This is a genomic window from Brevibacillus laterosporus DSM 25 (assembly GCF_002706795.1).
GTDB lineage: Bacteria > Bacillota > Bacilli > Brevibacillales > Brevibacillaceae > Brevibacillus_B > Brevibacillus_B laterosporus.
Genome location: NZ_CP017705.1, coordinates 3,232,975 through 3,251,745, shown reverse-complemented (window position 1 = coordinate 3,251,745; position 18,771 = coordinate 3,232,975). Strand labels below are relative to the sequence as shown.

Here is an 18,771-nt window from a genome sequence, read left to right as displayed (position 1 = left end):
TCAATTGAAAATGTTGAAACGTATGACAAATTGTGCCATTTTTCGACAATACATCAAAATAACATGCAAACTGTCTTCTTTATACATAAGAAAAACCGCGGGATTATCTCCGCGGTTTTTCTTACAGGTTCTTGGACTTGTTTTTGGACGGTACTATTTTTTGTTCTATCTTTTCATAAAGAGCAAGTATTTGTTGTATAAAAGAGACCTTTGGCACTGCCCAATACACAAACAAGGCTGAGATAAAACCTAAAAGTGCCCCTGTTATGACATCAACTGGATAATGAACACCTACCCAAACACGGGAGAGTCCTACAAATACAGCGAGGACAAGCCATAGCCAGCCTTCTTTTTTGCGCATAAGCCAGAATGAAGCACAAATGGAAAAAAACAAGATTGAATGATCACTTGGAAACGAGTTATCTATGGCATGTTCAACAAGCTGATTGACGTCTTGCAGTACCGCAAATGGCTGGTAGTGGGAATAAAAAAGACCGGCCAATTTGCCCAAAATTTCGGCAAGGATGAAGGTAATCACCGCTTGAATGACCATCATTCTATTTCTGTGGTTACGAGTAAACCAATAGACGACAAGGCCCAAACCTAAAAAATACACCATATATTCTGCAATAAAAACCACACCTGGATTTAATGCAGCATATTGTTTACCCAAATCATTAATTGATCGAAATACATCAATGTTTAACTCAGAAAAACTCATTTTTTACATTCCTCCTATTTAAAAAAACTATAATAACACAGTACCATTACCTTTTAGTCTCCTTATTTCGTTGAAAGAAGGGGCAAAAATCAATGAATATCCGCCTTGTTGAAATAAATCGTGGTTACAATGAATCCAACTATCGATGTAATCAAAATAGATAGATAAGAGTACACTGGTGCATATTCAGGAACAAACCCATTAGTAGCTATTACATGTACAGCTGAATAAGGAAACAATACCCGATATTCAGAATTTGCAAGCGCTACGTTTGTCATCGTGATCATTGCAGTAAATATGATCGTTGGGACATAATTTTTAAACAGAAATGTTACAAGCATAGTTGGAGTTGACAAAAGAAAAAGTAGGAAACCACCTATGATATATTGTGTAAAGGATTGTATTAATAAAGTGGAACTCAGACCCTCAAACTGTCCAATAAGTCCTAAAATCAAGGTCAGTCCCCAAACCATTATCGTTAATAGTAAAATCCAAACGAGTAGTAAAACTAATTTACTTACAATAAAGCTAGCTCTCGACACAGGAATGGTTAGCAGGTTCTTTAATGTATCTTCCACATACTCACGATTAAAGAGATAAGCTGTAATTACTCCATACAGAAGTGTTCCTATTAGCAAAAGCGTATACAAATTCGTATTGTAAAAAGCAGCATGAAATTGAACTGATACATCAGGAGTTTTCATCTTCATATTTAAAAATCCGATAAATACCATGATTGGGGCCGAAGCTGCTCCTATCATGCTGACAAAAAACATCTTCGCTCGCTTCAGTTTTAAAAGCTCAATACAAAACAAATTAACCAATAGTCCCACCTCCAATTAAGTTAGTGAAGTAATCCTCTAGCTTATCTTCGCTCATCGTAATCTTACTTACTTCAATATCATTCTCTACAAACAGCTTGTTAAGCTTTCCCTGTTGACCAAGGTGTGAATACACACGAATAATTCCTTCTTCATGAACTTCGTAATCTGATATTTGAAACTGATCCTCCATGAGCATAGCTGCTTTATTATCGTTCGATACCTGAAACTCAAGATATTTACGATTTCTGACTCTAAGCTCCTCTAAGGAGATTTCCTCAAGTAGCTTCCCCTCATGAATAATTCCTATCTGATCTGCCAGTTGCTCTACTTCCGATAAAATATGACTAGAAATTAAAATCGTAATATTTCTTTCTTGTGCTAGAGATTTAATCAGTCTTCGTATTTCTTTAATGCCAATCGGATCTAAACCATTGGTTGGTTCGTCTAATAGTAACAGCTCAGGGTGATGCAAAATGGCTCTGGCTATACCTAGGCGCTGCTTCATTCCCAATGAGTATTTTCCGACCAGCTTTTTCGTCTCATTTTGAAGTCCGACGATCTCTAAGGCTTCTTCTATTGCATTTTTCTTATGAACACCCATGAGTTTTGCATTAATGAAGAGATTTTCTCTAGCTGTTAAGTTTTCATAGAATCCTGAGGACTCCACAATCGAACCAATTCTTCTTAAGATCTCTTTCCTTTTTTTAAGCAAATTTTCTCCGAATATTTCAATCTTCCCTTGGGTGGGTTTTATTAAGCCTAACAACATACGAATAGTTGTCGTCTTTCCTGCACCATTCTGACCGAGAAAACCGTAAATTTGTCCTTGCCCTACGTTCATCTGAAGGTTATTTACTGCTATCTGAGTACCATAAGTCTTAGTTACATGCGTTGTTTTAATGATTATACTCATGTTGTCCCCCTGCTATAAAAACATTGTCACTAGCCTTTCATAGTTACATGATAAGCAGACGAATTTAATTGCCTCTTAATTTGTTCTTAATTAATTCTTAAATTCCATTTCATGCCTTTGCTTGGGAATAGAAAAGCCAAAAATCGTTTTTATTTCTGGCTCGCTTTCCACCCATATTCTTCCTGAATGCTTTTCTACAAGGCTCTTAGCTATAGCAAGACCCAACCCGCTACCTCCAAGTAAAGAGTTCCTTGCGCGATCTGTGCGATACATCCTATCAAATACATGAGGTACATCTTCTTTGGAAATCCCTGCACCCTTGTCCCATATACACAGTTGGTACTCTTTTTCGTTCTCAGTCAATTCAATGCCTAGCACTTTCCCCTGTTTCCCATACTGCACAGCATTTTTGATCATATTATTCATAATTCGTAACAGACTCAGGCGATCAGCCACGATTAGACATTTATCTTCAGGAATACAGACCTTCAGCTCCATCTGATATTTTTTTAGCTCAGGCAAAAATTCGATCAACGATTCCCTAGCCATCTCCGCAAAATCAAGCCATTCTAGCTGTAAGGGGATTTCATCCGCATCTAATTTTGCCATATGAAATATTTCATCAATTAATTGTTTCAAACCGCCCGATTTTTTCGAGATAATCTCTAAATATTCCCGTCTCTCACCTTCTGAAGTAGCCACATCATCCTTTAGAGCATCAACATATCCAATCATAGATGTAAGAGGAGTACGAATATCATGGGAAATACTAGATAAAAGACTTCTTCTGGCTGTCTTTGACTTTATCGTCTGGACTTGAACTCTTTCTAGCTGGTCAATTAATTCATTAATAGAAAAAATCACTTCATTAAATAAGTGATCGTTTTTAGCCAATAATCTTGTATGAAAGTTTCCATGAATGGCACGTCTTAGCTCTACAACCATACTCTTTACTTTCCTCACGAATTCGAGCCTTGTTACAAAAAGAGTTCCGGTTATAACAAATAAAACAGTAAATAACGCGCCTCTCATGAAACCTTCGGGTCGCCCATTTCCATCCATAAATAGTAAGCATACCAAGATTATGAACTGAAGGAGAAGCAGGAAGCTTATTTTGTCATACCTCATTTTTTTCACCTACAAACTTATACCCAATTCCCCATACTGTCTGAATATACTTTGGTTCGGATGGATTAGCTTCGATTTTCATTCTGAGCTTTCTGATATGTACCATCACTGTATTATCGTCTTCTAAGTATTCACTATTCCAAACATTACGAAAGAGTTGTGTCTTCGTAAAAACCTGCTCGGGATGGGAAGCAAAAAATTTCAGTAGTTCAAATTCTTTCGCTGTTAAGCTTATCTCTTCTCCAGCTAGATGTACGGTATATTTTTTAAGATCAATCGTAATACCTCTAAATGTTATCAGTGTGTTCTCATGAGAACTACTATCGCTACCTAGTAATAGAAATCTCCTCATGATTGCCTTAACTCTAGCAACCACTTCATTAATACTAAAGGGCTTGGTAATATAATCATCTGCTCCAATGCCGAGACCCAGAATTTTATCTATCTCATGATCCTTAGCAGTGAGCATTAGGATAGGAATGTTCGTTTTATTTCTAAGCCTTCTACATACCTCTATACCATCAACCTTAGGCATCATGACATCTAAGATCATGAGGTTATATTTATTTTTTTCAAACATCTGAAGAGCTTCTTCTCCATTTACTGCCACATCTACCTGATACAGCTCTCGTTCAAGATATTTTCGTAGCAAATCTCTAATTTCTTTTTCATCATCGACAATAAGTACTCGAATATCTTCCATATTTTCACCCGTTTCTTATCTCTTCTAACGCATTATACCATCTTCAAAGGCATAGACCTTCGCTTTTGGGTGGGAAAGAAGCTACTACGTGATTACTCTAGTTTTTCGGCACTAAAAAAGAGCGCATCAATGTGATAGCGCTCTTATCGAAAACTATGAAATTAATGACCAGGATCAACTACAGTTGGATAAGCTTTTAAAGCAGTTATGTTTGAACTTGTTGTTTTGTTTAGAGGAACTACATTCATCGCTACTAATAAAGATAAGGATAATACCGTTGCGGCAACAGCTTTTTTCACTCCATTTTCCCCCTCTAGTTACATTTTCTTCTTACAGCACCATTATACACTTCATTTAATCTTTTGACATATTCAATATCTACTGACATTAAATTTTTTGAAAAATATTCAAAGATATGTTTCATACACTCTGTTAACTCTTGGTAGGCATTGACTTTTTTAAAAGTACCTAAACTCAACAGATAGCTCTCTTTTCCTTGTTCAAGGGAACCGGTTTCCATCATGAAATCCCCTTTGAATTGGTAGAATGTTCCGATAGAAATATGCTGATAGGGTGTTTGAGGATTACTAATCATACATTCCTCTTCTAAGGTCAGCAGTTCTGCAATTGAGTTCATGTCTCTTGTTTGAAAAAATACATCAAATAGTTCATTCGCCACGTGTATTTTCAGATCCTTACTTACCTCATCTAGACACTCTTGTAACATTGGAATAGCTACATCAAACTGCTTCGTTTTCGCTTTTACAATAGCACGAGTAATTTTCGTAGCATCCGGTACAAAATGATACGGATACTGTTCGAAAACATCTAAATGATACTCTACTTCATCATAATTTTCTAAAAATAACAGGGAGTTAATCATAGCTAAGTGAGCTCTAGCCTTTAACTCGGTTCCTGGAGTTTCTTTTCTCAGGCCCATCTTACATAACTCGATGCACTCAGCAAATTTCTTCGTGTTATGGGCATGCAATGTCATTCTAAAATAAAAAGTAATTTTTTCTTCATCAGATAAAAAATCAACATAATATAATGATTCTTCTCCTACTTTAAACGATTCTTCCAAACGTTTCAAATCTTCTCTCTCAATTAAGTATTTTTGATATAACCCTTTAGCAATATACATCGGTACTCCATGAACTCTGGCGTATGTAATAATGATATTATATAGGGTTAACCGGATCGCTGTATTGGTGTTCTTATTCGCAAGTTTATACAAATGTTCTAATAATGTATATGTATCCTCCTGAGGAGACTCAAGGAGCTTGTTCGCCACTTTTGTGATTAAGGAAAGGTTGGAAATTTCAATGGATTCTGATAAAAATACATCCAAAATACCAACTCGTTGTTCCATTTCAATACAACATTCAATGATCTCTTCGCAAGGGATTTCTAAAACATCTGCGATTGGTTTTAAAGTTCGTAACTCTGGGCGCTTAGTCTCACCACTTTCTACTTTGGAAATAACCCCCTTACTAACCCCAGTCACTCTGGATACCTCTGATAAACTGATGCCTAACTCTGTTCTTTTTGCTCTTATCAGTTCCCCGATTGTTTGGGTAGTTTTACTGTCGACCATATGAATCCCCTTCCTATATTTATAGAACGTAGCATTTTTTATTAATTTTAACCCTTCTGTATATTTATGTAAATAACAATAAAAAATAATGGATTGATTCATAGTATTTTATAGCATTTAGAGGGTTAAAAATAATAAAGACTGCCGATGTCCTCGACAGCCTTTATTTTGGTAACACATTCCCACATTCGAATACATAATACGTAAGGTTACATTCGTGTTTCCTCTATGCAAGCTATTTCTCACGTATACTCAAAACAAACCACTGCTTTTTTCAAATCTCGATCATAAAACAAATACAAGCTATCTGCTCCATAAGCTTGGAAAAAATAACCTGTCAGAGAACCAACATAAGTAAAAGTACGGCCATCTGGTCTTGTAGGAATATTGATGAGATTAGTATTTTCAAAGCTTTCCATCTCTTCCATACTCACGTCATACTCTTTCATAAATTTTTGCGTTTCTTCAGATTTAAACGCTATATCATCCAAAAACCCATTGATAGCTGGATATTCCAGTCCCCAGCCCTCTTCCTGTTTATCCTGAATATCCTGAACTAATTCCTCTACATTCTGAATCTCCTCCCCCAAACTGGAGTACGGGTAAATCGAACCCACTCGTTCGTAGTATTCCTTTCTTATTTGGAAATTTTTTCTATTCTCTAGGTAAGCATTGGTCTCTTCTTCTTGTTGATCCGTTCCAAAATAGTCCCAATCCGCTTCAAACATATATTTTCCATCTATCACCGTAAAGCCAAGCATGTCCTCTTTCGTATATTCTGTATGAAAATCTGGGGTATCCTCCCCTACACAACCCTCATAGATAGCTTTAGCCGATACAAAATGCACCCACTCATCTAGTTCCGGAAACACACACTGTAAATTAATCGAACAAATAGGCAGGAAATGCTTGCGGTGTTGTTCTATCTCATCATAAAATACATCTTCATACGCTGGAAATGCTTTAAAAAATTTTTGAGGAATGTTCATTTGATAACGTAGCCTCCTTTAATAAAGTTTGATCCTATAATCCGAGATGTACATAAACACTAAACATTTCATTTATTATAAATTCACTAGAAACCAACTAGCAATATTACTATCTAACTAAATTGTTTACAAAAAAAGAGGCTTGCTCTTCCCGCAAAAAAATATCCTAAACCTGTCACAAAATCGTTCCTGGCCCTATCCTTATTCGCAACAGTTGGACGACACTTGACAAACAACTACATTTCCTTAGCGTTCCTAAAAAAGTCCTATCAAATGAATGTATTTCGCCATTTTGAAGAGGAACATAAATATAACGGTTCTATTCCAATCATACAGTAGTGACAAAAATGACAGATCAAAAGCCAGATGACTCCGTATAAGGGGGCCTCTGGCTTTTGATTCATTATAGCTATTTCCTTTTTCCTCCTACTACTTCTATTCTGGTAGCAGCTTATACAATTGGTATAAAATTTCTGTTCTCGCCTTAACTAGTTCAGGATAAGCATACAGGGATTTCATTTTCGCGAACTTCTGCTGACTTTCTGATGTCGTTTCATTTTGACTAAAATCATGTAGCGTAAACATGGTAAATGTCTCTGCCCAGTCCTCTACTACGTTGGTTATGGCATATTCGGATACAAATTCTTGGTGGTAGGTATCGTAGAAAACCCGTTTAGCCGCTTCATCGGTCTCTACATTCTTCTGTTCCCATTCTTTTTCATACGTCGACCAGAATTGTTGATAAAATTTATGTAGATAGGAATCCTTTTTCGTACAGCCTTCGTTTACATGCAGGCTTTCACACTTCACTTTATTGGCTTCTTGATTCGCCTTTGCTTTCGTATTACTATGCTCGATGTAGCTATGTTCACTGCTTATCTGATCTTCGCCTAGTGAGATTAGATGAGCAGTCTCATGTATCAGTGCTTTTACTAGCTTTGGATTGTCTCTATGTACATCTAGCACATCCATCTCTAGATTCCAGTTTTTGGATTCAACCTCTGATTGAACCATATTAGCAAGGATATGTTGTCTCCCATCGGTCATAACCGTGAAATCTGTAAGCTGTTTGCGTTGGGCCTTAGGAATTAACGCCTTATAGTAGTTCCACATCTTTTGATGTAACATGGCATCGTTTTGTAATTTTTCAATCTCATCGCTATTCATGCCAGTGTCTGCATAAAACTTTTTCCATTTTTTAGTATCCAGTTTTTGTAAATGTGGATCTATTAACTCATCTTTTTCATCAATTTTGTATTTTATCAGCACGTTTGATTCAAGATCGTTTGGTTTCTTAGCGTCAATAGATAATCCTTTCGCTCTGGCTCCCGACTCTGTATTACCATCCTTTACATACTCTTCCATCGAAAAAAGCTCAGGGATTTTTACACTGATTTCCTGAACCAGTCTATTCCCTAGCTCTATACAAGCTTGCTCATCGGTACAAATATTTTGTATGTCTGTTTTATTCAAAGACTCTAGCTGTTTGGGTTCAGAGTGGGCTTGTTGGGCTTGGTGTTCAACAGACTGACAGCCCAGTAACAATAGGAGCAAGAACGCGGACAGACAAGCTGCCACCTCTTTTTTATTCATGAAAACCTCCATGTTTTTGTCTATGTTTTTGTCTTAGATGATGCCCCGTCTATCACAAGCTGAATGTATTGAGATACGATCCACTAGTAAAGGGGAAAACAAAAATCACTTATCTATTATAAACGTAACTAATGAAACAAAAAAGAGACTATGAGTTTCTGATTGACATAATCGTATAAGTGAATATAAAGTCTGAATATGCATAATAAAACAACAATTAGATTTACATACCTTGAATCCTATTTAAATGAACTAACTACGAAGAGAAACTATGACAAAGAAAGTCTGGAATCAAGGAAAAGCTGTGCTTGCAGACTGGGATTCAGAACCAAACAACAACTAATGTATTATCAAAAAATGGTTGATGCAGTATGAATACATGCATCAACCATTTTTTACATTTGGCCTTCTATTTGCTTAATCTTCCTCCGTTTATATGCCTCCATCAGATTCATCATTTTAGACAAAATCATAGAAATTCCAAAAGTAATGCAATAAATAATGACTAAATAAATGAGCGTATACCACGTACTTTCAAAAATCCAAGCGATATCACCTAGATAACCAATCAATGTCTTATTTACTAAAATAGTAACAGCTGAATGTGTAAGGTATATGAAAAAGGTCAAGCCTTTACGAAAGGTCACAGGAATATATTCTGCCCAATCGAACAGAAAAAGTAAGCCTGTTAGCAACGTAACAAGCGTCGCTAATACAAACCGCATATGAACCGCTACGTAGGTTGTTTCAGATAATACAAACAGTACTGCACTAAATAAGGAAATTCCAACAAAACCTACAACAACAGGCTGATTATTCTTCAATAACAGAATGATTTTTTCACGGTACCAATAAATGATATGTCCCAAGTAAAATGTGAAAATCCAGGTAGGTAACACATGCCGTGTGCTCAACCCAAGCCAAGGCTGGTGTAAGTAATTAATATACACGTATTGGAATACCATAAACACCCAGATCAACACAAGAATATTCTTTTTGTTAATAATATTCCTAAAAATGTAAGCGAATACATAATATTGGCAAAGCATGAAAATAAAATAAAGCTGCCCACCCGTTTTACCAAGTATGATGTTAAGATAATCAATTCTGTGCGAAGGGAGCTGTTCCGTTAATAAATAGTGGTACAAAACACCAAATAATAGGAACGGTATAACGATATAAGTAATCTTTCCCGAGAAAAAGCTCCAACCACTCCCTTTTAATCGTTCCAGGGATCTGGCAGTAAAAAATCCCGTAATAATTGCTAAAAAAACAGTTCCATAACGGCTGATTTGATTTAAAGCGATAATCCAAAATGGATCTGTATAGTTGAGCACTAATGCGGTGTAATGTCCAGCAAACACTAGAAATGATGAGAGCAATTGTAGAATAAACAACGATTTTACTATTCTCGAATCCATGTACATATTAGTCTCCGATTTCTGTTTTTGTCTTCGTTTTTATCATTTTATCAAACAAACGTGGAATTCCTGTGGAAAATGAATAAAAAAATGACTTAGTCCAATATTTACTGAACTAAGTCCCAATTTTATCCTTCTATATATTATAAGCCTAAGCCTATATTCTCTTCGTTATGACTTCTCTATCTTCTTCTCTGCCCTTTTTTCTGTTTTTTGACTCCAGCCAAAAATTTTGTTCATAAACTGATAAACGAGCTTAGATTCTTTGGTGAGCAAAGGTCCGAGAATCGCAAGAATCAACACGTATAAGGCAGAAAATGGTTTTAATATAGGCATAAGCCCACCTGCAATACCAAGATTCGCTACAATAATGGTAAACTCACCGCGAGCCATTATCGTTAGCCCGATGTTACTAGACGCTTTATGAGACAATCCTGAGCGTCTGCCTGCAATCATACCGGCAACGTAATTACTCACTATGGTTAAAATAACAACACCTAACGCAAGCCAAATGGCACCGCCTAGTGTTAATGGATCAATACTGAGCCCAAAACTAAAGAAAAATATGGCTCCAAAAAAATCTCGGAATGGAATAACGAGCTTTTCAATTCGTTTACTGTGCTCTGTCTCTGATAATGCTAAGCCAAATAGTAAGGCACCGATTGCCTCTGCTACGTGAATGGTTTCAGAAAAACCAGCAACAAAGAACAAAGCTGCAAACACTACAATAATAAAAATTTCATCTGAAGCAATATTTAGTAGTTTATTTAAGATAGGGGTTCCTTTACGCGCAATCACAAAAAACAGTAACATATATCCGATTGAAATGAGAACAGATAGAATGCTTCCTCCAATCGATGTTGCTCCACCTAACAACAATCCTGACATAATAGAAAGGAATACTGCGAGGAAAATATCGTCAAAGAGAATAATTCCCAGGATAAGTTCTGTTTCTGAGTTTCCCGTCCGCCTCAAATCTACTAAGATTTTGGCTACAATCGCACTGGAGGACACCGACACAAAACCAGCAATAATCAAAGTTTCTAGCAATGGGAATCCCGTCATGTAACCGTAGATAAGTCCCAATACAAAGTTAAGAGCTACATATATGGTCCCACTAACGGCGATAGATTTCCCTGATTTGATGAGCTTACCGACTGAGAATTCTAGCCCAAGATAGAACAGTAAAAACAAAACGCCAATCCTACCCATAAAATCAATGATTTTCTGGGATTCAATAAATGTAAAATCCAAAATCCCAATCGTAGGAGCATGTGGACCTACTATCATTCCCAAGACAATTAAAAACGGAATAATCGAGAATTTTAATTTTCCCGCAATCAATGCTGCAATCGCCACCAACAAAAGCGCAGTTCCAACCTCAAATACCAAATGATCCATCTATATTTTAGTCCCCCTCGTTAGATAATAATTCACGAATCGCCGCCTTTAAATGTGTTCTTTCCCCACTTAGAACTAACGTATCCCCAGCTTCTATGATCGCTTCTGGTCCCGGATTCAGAACATTTTTCAAATTCTTCTTCATGATCGCAATCACAGTTACACTGTACTTATTGCGAATATCCACCTCTAGGATCGACCGATTAACTGCCAAAGCATTTGGTGATACCTTAAACCATTCAATTACTAAATCATGAAAAGCCATTTCAACTGTCTCAAGCGCTTTCGGCTTATAGACAACTCCACCTAGAATTTCAGCCACTTTTCTAGCTTCGGCATCGTTAAAAAGCACACTAGAGATGCTTTCGTCGTGATCTTCTGCATCGAATTGATAAATCTCTCTTCGACCATCATCGTGAATAACGATAACCACCTTCTCATTATTTCTTGTAATCATTTCGAATTTTCGACCGATCCCAGGTAGTTCAATTTCTCGAATATCCATTGTTGTAATGCCCTCCTCACTACATAAAAGTGAATTAGAATATGTAATCAGTGTACCCTTTTTCTTGCTAAACATTACTATTGGTCACTTCTTGGACTGATCACTTTTTTTGTATACGAATCAAGCACGAAAAAGTTTCATAATTCCTATAGGTTTACTTATTTATAAAATAAAAGCACTTACATAGCTTTCGTATATTTTTATTTCTGCTGTTTTTACACATCCGTAACAAATTGTCCATAAATTTTTTAATGTTAAAGTACGAAAAATGTAAAGACATGCTTGTTTTAACAAGTGTAAAAATGGAGGGATTATTTTGAAATTGAAAGGAATCTTTCAGTTTAAATCAATTAAAGGGCAGCTATTATTTATTATTTGTGGCTTGCTGATCATAACCTGCTTAGGACTTACAAGCCTTGCTTTCTTTGAAGCACAAAAGCAAATGGTCACAAGTGCAGAGGAAATGCTTTTGCCTCTTGCCCAACAAGCAGCTGGAAATTATCAAGCTCAATTGACAGATGACATAACATTTGTAGAAAGTTTAGCAGCTAGAGAAGCAGTTAAAAAATATCAAACAGATTCAGAAACAATTAAAAAGAATCTTGATACCCTAGTAAAAGAGCATGGTGTAATAGATTGGGGTATTGCAGACGCTACAGGTAAGACCGTGATTGGTAGTAATGAAGGGAAAGATATTAGTAAAAAGGTCTATTTCCAAAAAGCATTGACCGGAGCTTCAAATACATCAGACGTATTTATCGCCAGCCAAACGAAAGAACCTATTATCGTGTTTGCTGCACCTATCCGTACGGGAAATCAGATTATTGGTGTTGTATACGTCGTTCAATCTGCTGATGAATTGGTAAAGTTTTTGTCTACGCTTAGTTTCAGTGAAACAGGACAAGGCTTTGTTGTAGATAAAACCGGAACGATTGTCGTCACTGATGATATTCCAAAAATGAAAACACAAGAAAACTTGATTGTGATGTCTCAGACCGATGACAGCTTTAAACAGCTCGCTACCATTTTGTCCGATTTGATTACGGGAAATGCTGGTTCTGGCTCTTATCATTATCAAGGAATAAAAAAATATGTTGGGTACGCCCCGATCCCTCTTACAGGCGGTGGAATTGTGATCTATATCAATTCCGATGATCTACTTGGCGGCGTTGATAGCATGCGAAATTTTTTAATACTAATCTCTGTTTTCTTCTTGTTAGCATCTATTGGTATTGCCTATTGGTATGCTTATACGCTAAGTCGTTCCATCCACTCCTTTAAAGACATTCTAGGAAGAATGGCACAAGGCGAGCTAAACACATCAATCGATGACAAGCTACTCAAGCGTAAAGACGAGCTTGGTGAGCTGTCTCACATGCTACAAAATATGAAAAACTCCTTTAGTAATTTAATTGGTGTTGTACAAAAGCAATCGACGGAAATCGATCAATCTTCTCAGAGCCTAAGTAACGTTTCCAATGAAATGAGCACCGCTACGGAAAGTGTATCTATCTCCATTCAAGATGTAGCAACGGGTGTTACTTCCCAAACAGAAGATTTGATTGAGATTGGTGAGACACTTAGCTCGTATGGCACACAATTAGATGAGATGGTCCGTGCAATTGAAGAAGTAGACTCTAACGGAAAAAATATTCATACCTTAGCAAATGAAAGTAACCAAAACCTGAATCAGCTCATCACATCGGTCGATGAAGTAAATCAGGTATTCCAGGATTTCATCGGAAATATTGTCACAGCCAACGATAACCTAAAAGATGTTCATCATATCACTACTGTCATTAATCAGATTGCTGAACAAACAAACCTGTTAGCCCTAAACGCAGCTATTGAAGCAGCCAGAGCAGGAGAATCAGGTAGAGGCTTCGCTGTCGTAGCTGATGAAGTACGTAAATTAGCAGAGCAATCCCGACAATCTTCCCAAATGATCGCAGACATGATTAGCGCTGTGTCCGCAGATTCAGATCAAATGTTGATGAATGCAACATCAATGAAAGAAGCTATCTCTGGGCAAAAATCAGAAGTGGATATAGCCACTACCTCTTTCCGTAACATCATGGCAGAAATTGATGGCATTAATCCAAAATTGGAGCAGCTTAGCCTCTCTGCCCAGCACATGCAGCAGCAAAAGGAAGATATTATAGCAAAAGTGGAATCCAGCTCCAGCATTTCGCAGGAAGTTGCTGCCTCTTCAGAGGAAATTGCAGCCACATCCGAGCAAGCCTCCGCTTCTGCTCAGGAAGTACACGCTACCGCTAGCACATTAGCTAACATGACTAAGCAGATGCAGGACGAGCTGAAGCGATTTAAAATTTAGGTGTAAAGAAATACTACTCCTTATGTAAACATGTAGTTCATTTTGCGATTTTGAATATTTTTAGACATAAACAGCAAACAAGCAAATTTGATTATCCCCCCTCATACAATAGATGCATATGCCCAAAGAATTTGACAGCCACCAGCTGTCAATTCTTTTTGATGTTATAAATGCTTGGGTATGTGCTCATCTTGTTGGGAGGAATGTCATGGATAATTTGACTGCAAGACGAAACTTAACCACCAATCAACAACTCATGGTAAACGTAGAATTTGACAAACGAAAAAAGTCAAAGGTAATTGCCTATCTTCTGTTGATTTTTTTAGGTACCATAGGAGGTCACCGATTTTATAGTGGTGACACGGGGATTGCTATTGGTATGATTGTCGTCGGGATCATCAGTTGGTTTCTCTTGTTCATTCCAATTGCTGTTTGGGCAATTATTGACGTATTTCTCATCGGAAAACGCATCGATAAGCTTAATGAACAGTTGGAAACAACTATTATTCAAAAGGTAAAAATGATCAACATAGTAACAACTACATAAGGATGTGCAGGTAATGTATAGTAAATGAAAGTAAATAATCAGTATAGCTGATAAACGAAAAGCTCTCTGGACGTTTTATAGGTCTAGAGAGCTTTTTTGATGGGTCATCACCATGTATGATAGTAGAAAATATGAAATTTTTGCTGTTACATCATTTTTTCAATAAATCGTACGACTTCACTAGAAGCGCGTTCTAGTTCCGCTTGGTAAGCTTTAGCTCGATGCTTATCCCCATTCTGAAGGGCGACAGCAATTTCTTTTGCTAAACGATGAACATTATGGTGCGCTTTCTCAAAACCAGGCTTTAACGCTACTGGTACACGATCTTGTTCTAGCTTATACCAATTCCCTAAACGACATGCCGTATGATCTATGACTTCAGAGGGATTTAATACTTCAAACCCATAAATAGCATTGTACACCTTCCACACCCACCAAAGATGATCTTGAATTACGACCCGTTTTAACAAATCCGGATGATCATGCCATTCATGTTGCTTGCCATGCGCCTCAATGTTGTACAATCTTGTCTTGTTTATCTCTCTCGAAAGCGCATTCACTTCTATTCCCATATTACGTAAAGAGTCACTAGATTCCGAAATTTGTTCCACGATATTATGTATATGCTCATCAATTTCCCGAGTAGCTGCGGCTTGTTCCTCCGTAATTGATGCGATATTACTAGTCTGTGTCTCGATGCTACGCATTTCGTCAATCATATGCCGCAAAGAAACCTCCGCCTCCGTAGCCTGATGAGCTCCCACTGCAACCTGCTGTTGTGTTACTTGCACCTGTTCGCGCATTGTCAGAGATGTTTTCATTACTTCTTCCATATGAATAGAAATATCCGCCAGAGCACGCTTGGTATCCTCCGCAAGCTTCCTCACCTCTTGAGCTACGACTGCAAACCCTCGCCCATGCTCGCCTGATCTTGCTGCCTCAATCGAAGCGTTCAGCGCTAGTAAATGGGTTTGGTTAGAGATACTCTGAATGGTATCGACAATTTTATGTGTAGAAGTAATCCCTTGTTGCAAGCTATCGAAGGTATCGTTCATAGAAGAAACGGAATGTTCTACTTCACGGAAAATAGCTAGGGATTCACTGATACTCTTTCCACTTTTGTATGCCTTACTTGTTGTCTCTTCGGTAAATTGGGCCATTTTACTTGTACTTTCGGCCACGTCTACTACTGAACAAGCTAATTCTTCTGATGACTTACTCACATGTATGGCCCGTTTGGTCGTCTCTTGTAGATCATCCAAAAGCTTGCCGCTTTGACTTAGCTTCATATTCTGCTCGTAGAGATTAATGCTTGAGAGCAAGTGATGGTATGTATCATTGTTTATAAGTGAACCTGTATGGGATGCAGAACTTATTTTTGTAGATGCTATAGCTTGTGAAGCCTTGGAAGACAGGAGACTGTCCATCTGCTTTTTATCTACTCTTGATGATTCAAGTGTTGGTGATGGGTCTTTTTTATTCCAGATTTTAAACAAGGTAATTCCTCCTTAGACTTGGGGATGATCATTTATTCGATCGTAACTCGTTTATTTTTTACTTTGGATTGGAAGCCGGAATTTTATGGTTGATTATAACAATTAAGTTAGTAAGAGGTATATTTCCGTTCCTTTCCAGTTGTCATCAATGTTATCGGAATATTTGGGTCTTATATTTATCATATGTACATGTTTGGATGAAATGGCATAATTTTAAGTTTTTTAGTTGCATAGAGGGGACACGCTATGCTATACTTTTTCCATAACTTCACAAAATATGGGCCCTTAGCTCAGCTGGGAGAGCGCTTGACTGGCAGTCAAGAGGTCGTCGGTTCGATCCCGATAGGGTCCACCATTTTTGATTTCTGCGTCAAACAATGTAGTACACCTGATAGAAGCGATAGTAAACCGTCTTTGATCCGTTAACTTTACGGAAAGGAGACGGTTTTTATTTTAGGTAAACAAACTGGACGACGTATTAAAAACAATCTAACCCACGCGAAGAACTCAGTTATTTCTAATGGAGCTATGTATACATGATCCACATATCGTGGGCAGCATTGAAACAAATGATAGCTATTTGGATGAGAAGCTAGATTTCTTCAAGCCACTCTCGTTCTAACTACTAGCCAAAATAGAAGATTCCCATTTGCCCATCACCGTGTACGCAGATTCCATTACTAGTAAAGTGAGATCGGATACAGGGTAGGAATATGAAAAGAAACTTGTAAATGGAACTAAAAATCACTGGGCTTGCTAGACTTATCTAGCAGCCCATTTTTTTATCTACCTAGCTGAGTTTGCTTACTAATCAATAAAAATACTGTTTTTCATAGGAAAAAGTGTAGCCCAAATTCACATACCAATCAATGATCGCTCGATCTCGAAATAGTTAATTGGCATACATTTCCTAAAAAACATTTCTTTTTGACATCTACATGACTTCTTTCTTTTGTAAAATGACAGAGGTTAGCCAAGGAGTTGAAATTCTAAATTGTGAGAACCGGAAAGAATTTCAGCATTTTTCTGTTCTTAAAACAGACAGACTTCTTGCTTTGGTAAAAAGACAAAAATTCAGCATTAGAAAGAACGATAACTTGGAGGGATCCTGATGTTTAAAAAGAAGGCAATTCTAGTATTATCCTCTGCTCTATTAATTGGAGCTCTACCTGCGACAACTGATGCAGCGGTTATGAAAAAAAATGTGCAAGCTACGTACAATAATGTGAAGGTAAAACATAATGGCTATGAGATTTCAACCCCTACCGAACCATTTATTGTGAATGGCACAACTTACATTCCAATTCGTATGATGGCAGATGTGTTCAACAAAAATGTTGATTGGGATCAAGCAACTTACACCGTATCTGTAACAGATCGTGATGACCCAACCTTCTCTTCATTGAAATCTCAAATAGCTACCAAAGACGCTAAAATTGCTGATTTGGAAAGAGAATTACGGGATGCTCAAGATGAATTGGATAAAAAAAGCAGCAAAAGTAGCTATAGCGACGATTTAGACGATCTTGAAGATGATATCCAGGAAAAATATGGCGATTGGGAAGATATTGACTGGGATATTACCTTATATGGTGATGAAGATGATATCGAGATCACGATTGAGTTCGATAGGGACGAAGACGGAGACCTGTACGATGATCTAGATGAGGATGACCTCAAGGATTTTGTAACAAAAATTTGTAAGATGGTCTGGAAAGATTCTACCTTTGAAGATGCAGACATTGAAGGTACCATTACTGATACCGATGAAGATGAAGATTTGTATGATTTCAAAGGAAAAGCATCTACTGGAAAGATTACGCTTACGGAAAACTAATAAAGCTAACATGTTTTATGGCGACCTATTGGGGTCGCCCTTTCTCATTTTAATTTCTTCTCCCCATAAAAAATTCCCCTTTAAGTAACAGGAAGGTACTTCTCTTCCTGGTTACTTAAAGGGGATCATATTAATTATTTAGGATACTTTCTATATGCTAATCTCAATAGAAATCCTTTATTCCTTTTCAAGATACTCTTTTTTCAGTAACGAAAATATGTGTAAATCAACATACTTTCCTTTGGATTTTTGGTGTTCTCGTAGCAGTCCTTCGTGAACAAAGGAGAGCTTATTTAGAACCATCTTTGAGTTGACATTCTCGGGTTCGACCTTTGCCTCAATTCGATTAAGCTCATGTGCATCAAATCCATAACGAACTAGCGCCTCCAAGCCTTCTCTAGCATAGCCCTTCTTCCAAAATGGTCTACCCAAATCAAAGCCAATCTCAGCTCGATTATCTTCTCGATCTATATAATTAAACCCGCAAGTTCCAATTACCTCGTTTGTTTCCTTCAATACAATAGAATAACGGCATGCTTTGTCTTCCTTCCCTAAATCAAGTAAGAGTTGTATCATTTCCTTAGCTTGATCAACACTAGTAAAAGAAGAGACATTCATATGCTTCGTTACTTCATCATCTGACCAATAGCTGTATAAAACCTCTGCATCTTCAAGGGTCATTTCTCTTAGTAATAATCTCTCTGTTACAATACTTGTTTCTGTTTTCATGGTCTTACCTCCAATGTTTTATACGGTTAGTA

17 protein-coding genes and 1 tRNA gene are annotated in these 18,771 nt (G+C 37.2%); 4 read left to right on the top strand and 14 right to left on the bottom strand.

Features of this window, described 5'->3' with window-relative positions:
• Positions 1-121: 121 nt before the first annotated feature.
• The 12 genes from BrL25_RS15580 to BrL25_RS15530 all read right to left on the bottom strand — a co-directional run bounded on the left by BrL25_RS15580 (position 122) and on the right by BrL25_RS15530 (position 11,795).
• Positions 122-721 (bottom strand): undecaprenyl-diphosphatase, encoded by a 600-nt coding sequence (locus BrL25_RS15580; RefSeq protein WP_018673875.1) that lies wholly within the window; start codon positions 719-721, stop codon positions 122-124.
• Between the two features lie 89 nt (positions 722-810).
• The gene (locus tag BrL25_RS15575) at positions 811-1,545 is read right to left on the bottom strand and encodes an ABC transporter permease (protein WP_018673874.1); all 735 of its coding nucleotides are present in this window, start codon (positions 1,543-1,545) and stop codon (positions 811-813) included.
• Positions 1,538-2,458: an ABC transporter ATP-binding protein gene (locus BrL25_RS15570; RefSeq protein ID WP_018673873.1), complete on the bottom strand. Its 921-nt coding sequence runs from the start codon at positions 2,456-2,458 to the stop codon at positions 1,538-1,540. The genes BrL25_RS15575 and BrL25_RS15570 overlap by 8 nt, the downstream gene beginning before the upstream one ends.
• Before the next feature lie 90 nt (positions 2,459-2,548).
• Entirely contained in the window at positions 2,549-3,586 is a 1,038-nt protein-coding gene (locus tag BrL25_RS15565; RefSeq protein WP_018673872.1) for a sensor histidine kinase, read from the bottom strand.
• Positions 3,576-4,289 carry a response regulator transcription factor gene (locus BrL25_RS15560; RefSeq protein WP_018673871.1) on the bottom strand — a complete coding sequence of 238 codons (714 nt, stop codon included), beginning with the start codon at positions 4,287-4,289 and terminating at the stop codon, positions 3,576-3,578. Before BrL25_RS15560 ends, BrL25_RS15565 begins: the two co-directional genes overlap by 11 nt.
• A 161-nt stretch (positions 4,290-4,450) precedes the next feature.
• The gene (locus tag BrL25_RS25220) at positions 4,451-4,588 is read right to left on the bottom strand and encodes a hypothetical protein (RefSeq protein WP_018673870.1); all 138 of its coding nucleotides are present in this window, start codon (positions 4,586-4,588) and stop codon (positions 4,451-4,453) included.
• 14 nt (positions 4,589-4,602) lie between these two features.
• Complete coding sequence (locus BrL25_RS15555; RefSeq protein ID WP_018673869.1) at positions 4,603-5,886, bottom strand: helix-turn-helix domain-containing protein; 1,284 nt, start codon at positions 5,884-5,886, stop codon at positions 4,603-4,605.
• A gap of 242 nt (positions 5,887-6,128) precedes the next feature.
• Positions 6,129-6,875 (bottom strand): hypothetical protein, encoded by a 747-nt coding sequence (locus tag BrL25_RS15550; protein ID WP_018673868.1) that lies wholly within the window; start codon positions 6,873-6,875, stop codon positions 6,129-6,131.
• 435 nt (positions 6,876-7,310) lie between these two features.
• Positions 7,311-8,468: a hypothetical protein gene (locus BrL25_RS15545; protein ID WP_018673867.1), complete on the bottom strand. Its 1,158-nt coding sequence runs from the start codon at positions 8,466-8,468 to the stop codon at positions 7,311-7,313.
• A gap of 395 nt (positions 8,469-8,863) precedes the next feature.
• The gene (locus BrL25_RS15540; protein ID WP_026315342.1) at positions 8,864-9,895 is read right to left on the bottom strand and encodes an acyltransferase family protein; all 1,032 of its coding nucleotides are present in this window, start codon (positions 9,893-9,895) and stop codon (positions 8,864-8,866) included.
• Between the two features lie 165 nt (positions 9,896-10,060).
• Complete coding sequence (locus BrL25_RS15535) at positions 10,061-11,290, bottom strand: cation:proton antiporter (protein WP_018673865.1); 1,230 nt, start codon at positions 11,288-11,290, stop codon at positions 10,061-10,063.
• A gap of 7 nt (positions 11,291-11,297) precedes the next feature.
• Positions 11,298-11,795 (bottom strand): cation:proton antiporter regulatory subunit, encoded by a 498-nt coding sequence (locus tag BrL25_RS15530; protein WP_018673864.1) that lies wholly within the window; start codon positions 11,793-11,795, stop codon positions 11,298-11,300.
• A 316-nt stretch (positions 11,796-12,111) separates the two neighbouring features.
• On the opposite strand from BrL25_RS15530, the gene BrL25_RS15525 reads away from it, so the two are divergent.
• Together BrL25_RS15525 and BrL25_RS15520 are read left to right on the top strand one after the other, a co-directional pair.
• Positions 12,112-14,130 (top strand): methyl-accepting chemotaxis protein, encoded by a 2,019-nt coding sequence (locus tag BrL25_RS15525; protein ID WP_018673863.1) that lies wholly within the window; start codon positions 12,112-12,114, stop codon positions 14,128-14,130.
• A 208-nt stretch (positions 14,131-14,338) separates the two neighbouring features.
• On the top strand, positions 14,339-14,677 hold the full coding sequence (locus BrL25_RS15520; RefSeq protein ID WP_018673862.1) for a TM2 domain-containing protein: 339 nt from the start codon (positions 14,339-14,341) through the stop codon (positions 14,675-14,677).
• A 146-nt stretch (positions 14,678-14,823) separates the two neighbouring features.
• On the opposite strand, the gene BrL25_RS15515 is transcribed toward BrL25_RS15520, so the two are convergent.
• Positions 14,824-16,173: a methyl-accepting chemotaxis protein gene (locus BrL25_RS15515; protein WP_018673861.1), complete on the bottom strand. Its 1,350-nt coding sequence runs from the start codon at positions 16,171-16,173 to the stop codon at positions 14,824-14,826.
• 279 nt (positions 16,174-16,452) lie between these two features.
• On the opposite strand from BrL25_RS15515, the gene BrL25_RS15510 reads away from it, so the two are divergent.
• Positions 16,453-16,528 (top strand) — tRNA-Ala (locus BrL25_RS15510).
• A gap of 756 nt (positions 16,529-17,284) precedes the next feature.
• The gene (locus BrL25_RS15505) at positions 17,285-18,010 is read left to right on the top strand and encodes a copper amine oxidase N-terminal domain-containing protein (protein WP_018673860.1); all 726 of its coding nucleotides are present in this window, start codon (positions 17,285-17,287) and stop codon (positions 18,008-18,010) included.
• A 177-nt stretch (positions 18,011-18,187) separates the two neighbouring features.
• Here BrL25_RS15505 and BrL25_RS15500 read toward each other — a convergent pair whose 3' ends face one another.
• Positions 18,188-18,739 carry a GNAT family N-acetyltransferase gene (locus tag BrL25_RS15500; protein WP_018673859.1) on the bottom strand — a complete coding sequence of 184 codons (552 nt, stop codon included), beginning with the start codon at positions 18,737-18,739 and terminating at the stop codon, positions 18,188-18,190.
• Positions 18,740-18,771 lie beyond the last annotated feature (32 nt).

Excerpts from the sequence above, each read along its gene's own strand:
- BrL25_RS15545 (WP_018673867.1), bottom strand. The coding sequence starts at position 8,468 with ATGAATAAAAAAGAGGTGGCAGCTTGTCTGTCCGCGTTCTTGCTCCTA.
- BrL25_RS15505 (WP_018673860.1), top strand. The coding sequence starts at position 17,285 with ATGTTTAAAAAGAAGGCAATTCTAGTATTATCCTCTGCTCTATTAATT.
- BrL25_RS15535 (WP_018673865.1), bottom strand. The coding sequence starts at position 11,290 with ATGGATCATTTGGTATTTGAGGTTGGAACTGCGCTTTTGTTGGTGGCG.
- BrL25_RS15570 (WP_018673873.1), bottom strand. The coding sequence starts at position 2,458 with ATGAGTATAATCATTAAAACAACGCATGTAACTAAGACTTATGGTACT.
- BrL25_RS15555 (WP_018673869.1), bottom strand. The coding sequence starts at position 5,886 with ATGGTCGACAGTAAAACTACCCAAACAATCGGGGAACTGATAAGAGCA.
- BrL25_RS15580 (WP_018673875.1), bottom strand. The coding sequence starts at position 721 with ATGAGTTTTTCTGAGTTAAACATTGATGTATTTCGATCAATTAATGAT.
- BrL25_RS15565 (WP_018673872.1), bottom strand. The coding sequence starts at position 3,586 with ATGAGGTATGACAAAATAAGCTTCCTGCTTCTCCTTCAGTTCATAATC.
- BrL25_RS15550 (WP_018673868.1), bottom strand. The coding sequence starts at position 6,875 with ATGAACATTCCTCAAAAATTTTTTAAAGCATTTCCAGCGTATGAAGAT.
- BrL25_RS15540 (WP_026315342.1), bottom strand. The coding sequence starts at position 9,895 with ATGTACATGGATTCGAGAATAGTAAAATCGTTGTTTATTCTACAATTG.
- BrL25_RS15520 (WP_018673862.1), top strand. The coding sequence starts at position 14,339 with ATGGATAATTTGACTGCAAGACGAAACTTAACCACCAATCAACAACTC.
- BrL25_RS15560 (WP_018673871.1), bottom strand. The coding sequence starts at position 4,289 with ATGGAAGATATTCGAGTACTTATTGTCGATGATGAAAAAGAAATTAGA.
- BrL25_RS15500 (WP_018673859.1), bottom strand. The coding sequence starts at position 18,739 with ATGAAAACAGAAACAAGTATTGTAACAGAGAGATTATTACTAAGAGAA.
- BrL25_RS15530 (WP_018673864.1), bottom strand. The coding sequence starts at position 11,795 with ATGGATATTCGAGAAATTGAACTACCTGGGATCGGTCGAAAATTCGAA.